At 37.3% G+C, this 1412-nt stretch carries 1 protein-coding gene; it reads left to right on the top strand.

Going from position 1 to position 1412, the window contains the following annotated elements; genetic code table 11:
* Positions 1-295: 295 nt before the first annotated feature.
* The coding region (gene hpsA / locus AC2VE5_RS27450) for a hormogonium polysaccharide biosynthesis protein HpsA (RefSeq protein WP_486890695.1) at positions 296-1412 on the top strand (1117 nt) is incomplete at its 3' end.

The following is a 1412-nucleotide window of genomic DNA, read 5'->3' as shown; positions in this document are numbered from 1 at the left end:
ATAAATAAATTTTGCCTAAGAAATACATATTTTTTAGAGCAATAATTTTGTATTGCCAGTAATAACACGCACGAGCTTATACCAATCAACATAATAAAACTGGTATTTATCCCATATTTAACAAAGGTTTCAACTGCTAAAAGAGTAGTTAGAGAATTAATTGTTTATATTTATAAAAGTATAAAAGTTCATAACATTACACAGATTTATTAAGTTTAAGACTTTACTGCAAATCGTACTAGCATTTTTTCTTTATTACCTGTAAAAATTTCATCAGCACAAAAGTAGTGTAGTTATGTCAACCAACAAGCAAGATAAAGCTAAACAAAATCTACTTAAACAAATTGAGCAGCTACCCAAAACTGACCCCAAACATCAGATTCAATGGCTGTTGCGTAGCTTACTTGTTAAACATAGCTCCCACATTGAGACGGGCTTTGTACTGCCTACTGTAGCAATGGTATCGCTAGTAGTTGTATTGCTGTCAGTGGCGTTGGTAGTGCGAGCTTTTGATCGCTCTAGAAATGCTAGTAACGTCCGAGTTAATCAGGTAGTGCTAAATGCTGCTACTCCTGCTGTCGATCGGGCTAAAGCAAAATTGAATGCTTTACTGTCAGACCCTACGCTACCACGAGATACACCTTCTGATATTGCTCTATATAACGCCATTAATAGTAGCAGATATATGTTCGGCGATGAAACTCAATTGAAACTTGTTAAGGATATTAATGGCAATGGCACTATTGAAAAGCAGCCTGATTCGTCAAAATATGTTTTAGAAAATGATGAAACTCTAAGCACTGCTTGGAAATTTCCCGTTGATACTGATAACAATGGTAAGTTTGATAGCTACACCCTCTATAGTATTACCTTCCGTAGTCCTAGTCGTGGAACAGATGGAAAGTTTAATAGAGTTAGAAATCCATTAGAGGCAAGAACGCCACCTATGAAAGGTGCGTTAAGTAGACAATGCGAGAATACTGCTGGTACTAGCTCTAGCTTGGTGGGTGAATCTAGTTGGTATAAATCAGGTAGCAAGCTAACCAAAAGTTTCTTTGCTTACACTGCTACAGTGCCAATTACCGCTTCTCCTGGTGAGGGCTATGAGGTATATGCAGGTAATAAAGGCTTTACTGCTTTGGAGTATCAGCAAGACCAGAGCCGAGTTCCTCTAAATAACAACGCAGCTTTATTTCAAGACGACCTTGAACTTAGTCCTGGTCCTGCATTTCGTATGAATGGCAAAATATTTACAAATGCAAATTTATTAATAGGAGGACATGGGGGAGCAATTAGACTATATCAAGTTAGTAGCAAAAATTCCTGCTTTTATAAAGAGGAGAATAGCAAAATCAATGTTGGTGGCAATGTGGGAACTGGAAACATTGCAGATACTACTGACCAAACAGCAG

The organism is Aliterella sp. E5.1 (assembly GCF_057473825.1).
This window is presented reverse-complemented; position numbering and strand designations above follow the sequence as displayed.